The organism is Pedobacter sp. (genome assembly GCF_045628745.1).
In the GTDB taxonomy this organism is placed as follows: Bacteria; Bacteroidota; Bacteroidia; order Sphingobacteriales; family Sphingobacteriaceae; genus Pedobacter.
Window position 1 is genome coordinate 1 of sequence record NZ_JAZQPU010000101.1, and the last position, 4,194, is coordinate 4,194.

Annotated in this window: 5 protein-coding genes; all 5 read right to left on the minus strand. The window is 39.3% G+C overall.

The features are described 5' to 3' along the window. Window positions 1-427: 427 nt before the first annotated feature. Window positions 428-634, minus strand: coding sequence for a hypothetical protein (locus ACR2F7_RS04335; RefSeq protein ID WP_432712366.1), 207 nt, complete (start codon window positions 632-634; stop codon window positions 428-430). Window positions 635-826: 192 nt separating this feature from the next. After that, window positions 827-1,132, minus strand: a complete 306-nt coding sequence (gene rpsJ, locus ACR2F7_RS04340) for a 30S ribosomal protein S10 (RefSeq protein WP_008244591.1) — start codon at window positions 1,130-1,132, stop codon at window positions 827-829. Window positions 1,133-1,192: 60 nt separating this feature from the next. Further along, window positions 1,193-3,307 carry an elongation factor G gene (gene fusA, locus ACR2F7_RS04345; RefSeq protein ID WP_432712367.1) on the minus strand — a complete coding sequence of 705 codons (2,115 nt, stop codon included), beginning with the start codon at window positions 3,305-3,307 and terminating at the stop codon, window positions 1,193-1,195. Between the two features lie 19 nt (window positions 3,308-3,326). Next, window positions 3,327-3,794, minus strand: a complete 468-nt coding sequence (gene rpsG, locus ACR2F7_RS04350; RefSeq protein WP_432710999.1) for a 30S ribosomal protein S7 — start codon at window positions 3,792-3,794, stop codon at window positions 3,327-3,329. Between the two features lie 15 nt (window positions 3,795-3,809). Continuing rightward, on the minus strand, window positions 3,810-4,194 hold a 385-nt coding region (rpsL, locus tag ACR2F7_RS04355; RefSeq protein ID WP_432712368.1), incomplete at its 5' end, for a 30S ribosomal protein S12.

A 4,194-nucleotide genomic window follows, 5' to 3' on the forward strand; every position in this document is an offset into this window, starting at 1 on the left:
AGAATACAGAAGCACTGGACGCTAATTTTGCCAGAATTAAAAAAGGGTGTACCATTATTTAGATGATACACCCTTTTCTTTTTTAGTACTTTTTACATCTCCTGATCTTAAGGTTACCAAAAGCTAATTGATCAGTTACCTATAGCTAACTATTACAGCGGATAAAATCCGGAGCAGGTAGGGACCTGCTACCGGTTTGCTACCGGAAATCCCGAACGAAACCCGTAACAGGTCCCTAGCGTAACAAGGCTATAAGTTAGCCATGGGTTAGCAATGGGTAAGTTAACAGTAACTGAGTATGAAGTTGTATAATTAAAAAGCAATCACCTGCTGATAAACCTTTTTAGGCTGCAGGTTACTGTCAAATAACAAAGGGTGCCAATATTAGTTCTGTCGAAAATAAGCGCTACCTTGCTCTTCGAAGGCGTTACGATACAATTGTTGACCAGGATATTTCTAAAGCCACCAGTAGATTCTGTGCCGCATTTAATGCCATTTGTAAATTGCTCACGGTCCAGTTTGCGATCTTGTTAGCTGAACAGCCCCATTTACCTGTGCTTTTTAATACAATGGCATCATCACTGTCAATAATACTTTTGGTGAGGATAAACCTTCGGCACCCATCAATATCCATCCCCTTGTTGTTACGGTTGACATGGTTGATGGATTGGAGCCAAAGTAGGCTTGGTGAGTTTGAACCCTTATTTGATGCCCTCCAAGGGTTATGCCGATGTTGACTTCTTCAGGTTAACACCTTAAAAAAAGAGCATTAATGAAAAAGGCCTCTGCAAATGCAAAGGCCTTTTTCATTAAGGAACTAAGTTCATTAAACTTTAATTTCTACTTCAACACCGCTAGGTAATTCAAGTTTCATTAAAGCATCAACTGTTTTAGAGTTAGAGCTATAAATGTCTAACAAACGTTTGTATGCACACAATTGAAACTGCTCTCTTGCTTTTTTGTTCACGTGTGGTGAACGCAAAACAGTAAAGATTTTCTTTTCTGTTGGCAACGGAATTGGTCCGCTAACCACTGCACCCGTAGGTTTAACAGTTTTAACGATTTTCTCAGCAGATTTATCTACCAAGTTATAATCGTAAGATTTTAATTTGATTCTGATTCTTTGGCTCATGATATTTGTTTTAAGGCTGCCTGTTAGAGCTATTAATAACAGGCAACCGATTTATTTTAATTAGTCTCCCGACTTAACTTTACCTTTTGCTTTTGCAATTACTTCTTCCTGAACATTTTTAGGAGCTGGATCATAGTGATCAAATTCCATAGTAGATGTTGCACGACCAGAAGTAATGGTACGTAACTGCGTTACATAACCAAACATTTCAGAAAGTGGAACTAATGCTTTAATTACTTGTGAACCATTACGTGTGTCCATACCTTGCAGTTGACCACGACGACGGTTTAAGTCACCCATAACATCACCCATGTTTTCTTCCGGTGTAAGCACTTCAATTTTCATGATTGGCTCCATTAATACCGGTTTACATTTAGGTAAAGCTTCACGGAAAGCAGAACGAGCTGCAATCTCAAATGATAAAGCATCTGAATCGACTGCGTGGAATGAACCATCAATCAAACGTACTTTCATATCCGGAAGAGGGTAACCTGCAACAACACCGTTAGACATTGCTGAAGCAAAACCTTTCTCTACTGAAGGGATAAATTCACGAGGAATTGAACCACCAACAATTTCGTTTACGAATTGCAAACCACCTTTTTCAAAGTCAGCATCGATTGGAGATATAATAACCTGGATGTCCGCGAATTTACCACGACCACCTGTTTGTTTCTTATAGGTCTCACGGTGTTGAGTTGAACCTGTGATTGCCTCTTTGTAAGCAACTTGAGGAGCACCTTGGTTAACTTCTACTTTAAACTCACGTTTTAAGCGGTCAATCAAGATATCTAAGTGAAGCTCACCCATACCAGAGATAACAGTCTGGCCAGTTTCCTGATCAGTTTGTACTCTAAAGGTAGGATCTTCTTCAGCCAATTTAGCTAAGCCCATACCTAATTTATCTACGTCAGCTTGAGTTTTAGGCTCAATAGCTAACCCGATAACTGGCTCAGGGAAGTTCATCGATTCAAGAATGATTGGGTTTTTCTCATCACAAAGTGTATCACCTGTTTTGATATCTTTAAAACCTACAACCGCAGCAATATCACCAGCACCTACATTAGGAATTGGGTTTTGCTTGTTTGCGTGCATTTGGAAGATACGGGAAATACGCTCTTTGTTCTCAGAACGTGCATTGTACACGTAAGAACCTGCTTCAAGGTTACCTGAATAAACACGGATAAAGCATAAACGACCTACGAAAGGATCTGTTGCAATTTTAAATGCTAAAGCTGCAAAAGGCTCTTTTTCACTTGGTGTACGAGTAACTTCTTCACCTGTATTTGGGTTAATACCAGTAATACCTTCTACGTCCATTGGTGATGGCAATAATTCCATCACATAGTCAAGCATAGTTTGTACACCTTTGTTTTTGAAAGATGAACCACAAACCATAGGTACAATTTTAGCATCTAAAACTGCTTTACGTAAAGCATCTAAAATTTCTCTTTCTGTGATTGATTCTGGTGCTTCAAAGAATTTCTCCATCAAAGACTCATCATAATCAGCTACAGATTCAAGTAATTTCTCTCTCCACTCAGCAACCTCATCAAGCATATCTTCTGGAATTGGCACTTCAGTAAAGGTCATCCCTTTATCATGCTCATTCCAAACGATACCACGGTTGTTAATTAAATCAACAACACCTTTGAATCCGTCTTCAGCACCAATTGGCAATTGCAATGGAACTGCATTGCTACCTAACATACTTTTAACCTGTCCAACAACTTTTAAGAAGTCAGCACCTGAACGGTCCATTTTGTTAACAAAACCGATACGGGGAACGCTGTAATTATTAGCTAAACGCCAGTTGGTTTCAGATTGAGGCTCAACACCATCAACAGCTGAAAACAAAAACACTAAACCATCTAATACGCGAAGTGAACGATTTACCTCTACAGTAAAATCCACGTGACCCGGTGTATCAATAACGTTAACATGGTATTTATTACCTCTGTAATTCCAGTCTACAGTTGTAGCTGCAGAAGTAATGGTAATACCACGTTCTTGCTCTTGTGCCATCCAGTCCATGGTTGCTGCACCTTCGTGCACTTCACCAATCTTGTGACTAACACCAGCATAATAAAGAATACGCTCTGTTGTTGTGGTTTTACCCGCATCAATGTGAGCTGCAATTCCTATGTTTCTTGTGTATTTTAAATCTCTTGACATTATATTATGATTCTATAATTTAGAAACGGAAATGAGAGAACGCTTTGTTAGCCTCAGCCATTTTATGCGTATCTTCTTTTTTCTTAACTGCTGCACCTTCACCTTTAGCTGCTGAAACAATTTCACCTGCTAATTTTTCTTTCATGGTTTTTTCACCACGTTTACGAGCGTAAGAAATTAACCATTTCATGCCTAAAGCAATTTTACGGTCTGGTCTTACTTCTGTTGGTACCTGGAAGTTTGCACCACCTACACGACGAGATTTAACCTCTACTGCAGGCATTACATTGTTTAATGCACGTTTCCATATTTCTAATCCATTTTCACCAACTTTTTTTTCTGCCAATTCAACAGCATCATAAAAAATTGAATAAGCAATAGATTTTTTTCCGTCAAACATCATATTGTTTACAAAACGGGTCACCTGAACATCGTTAAATTTTGGATCAGGAAGGATAATTCTCTTTTTTGGTTTCGACTTTCTCATTTTTGTTCCTCCTAATTATTTCTTTTTACCTTTTGTTGGTGCTGCAGCCGCTTGTCCTGGCTTAGGGCGTTTTGTACCATATTTTGAACGACGTTGGTTACGTCCAGCTACACCCGAAGTATCTAATGCACCACGGATAATGTGGTAACGTACTCCTGGTAAATCTTTAACACGACCACCACGGATCAATACAATGGAGTGCTCTTGTAAGTTGTGACCTTCACCTGGAATATAGGCATTCACCTCTTTACCATTGGTTAAACGTACACGGGCAACTTTACGCATTGCTGAGTTTGGTTTTTTAGGGGTAGTGGTATATACACGTGTACATACACCTCTTCGCTGTGGACAGCTGTCCAACGCAGGAGACTTACTCTTGAACTCCAGTGCTACTCTACCT

Bases quoted from the DNA above. Each gene is read 5' to 3' on its own strand.
- rpsG (WP_432710999.1), bottom strand. From the start codon at position 3,794: ATGAGAAAGTCGAAACCAAAAAAGAGAATTATCCTTCCTGATCCAAAA.
- rpsJ (WP_008244591.1), bottom strand. From the start codon at position 1,132: ATGAGCCAAAGAATCAGAATCAAATTAAAATCTTACGATTATAACTTG.
- ACR2F7_RS04335 (WP_432712366.1), bottom strand. From the start codon at position 634: ATGGATATTGATGGGTGCCGAAGGTTTATCCTCACCAAAAGTATTATT.
- fusA (WP_432712367.1), bottom strand. From the start codon at position 3,307: ATGTCAAGAGATTTAAAATACACAAGAAACATAGGAATTGCAGCTCAC.